The sequence below is a fragment of the Nocardioides sp. CF8 genome (assembly GCF_000389985.1).
GTDB classification, from domain to species: domain Bacteria; phylum Actinomycetota; class Actinomycetes; order Propionibacteriales; family Nocardioidaceae; genus Nocardioides; species Nocardioides allogilvus.
The window spans coordinates 4,208,982-4,209,372 of record NZ_CM001852.1 but is presented as its reverse complement, the minus strand read 5'-3'; the positions used below and the strand labels follow the sequence as shown (position 1 = coordinate 4,209,372).

1 protein-coding gene is annotated in these 391 nt (G+C 73.1%); it reads left to right on the top strand.

The window, feature by feature from the left end:
• Window positions 1-133 precede the first annotated feature (133 nt).
• Window positions 134-391, top strand: a 258-nt coding sequence (locus CF8_RS22805) for a hypothetical protein (protein ID WP_036491706.1), incomplete at its 3' end; no start/stop codon positions are given.

Genomic DNA, 391 nt, shown 5'->3' with positions numbered 1-391 from the left:
GGGCAGAGCGCGCTGCAGCTGCTCACGGCCGCGGAGGAGCTCACCCGGCCGCTCCCAGCCCACCGCCCCGACCTGGTCAACAGCTCCCAGCTGGTGGTCGACCTGTGCGACCTGATCCGGGAGGCACGCGACCTTGGATGCTGACCGCCGACGCGGCTTCGCCGACGTCGACGACGCGCTCTTCGACACCACGCAGATCCCGCTCACCTCTCGGGACATCCGCACCGTCGGCGAGCTGCTGCACGACGTCGACCACACCGCGCGCCACCTGCTGATGGACGTCGCCGGCGACGACGCCGGCCGGCTCCTCCACGGCTGGCCCGACCTGGTCACGGCCGCGTCGTCGCTGTGGAGCAGCCTGCCCGGGCAGGGATTCGGGGCAGGCGCGCAC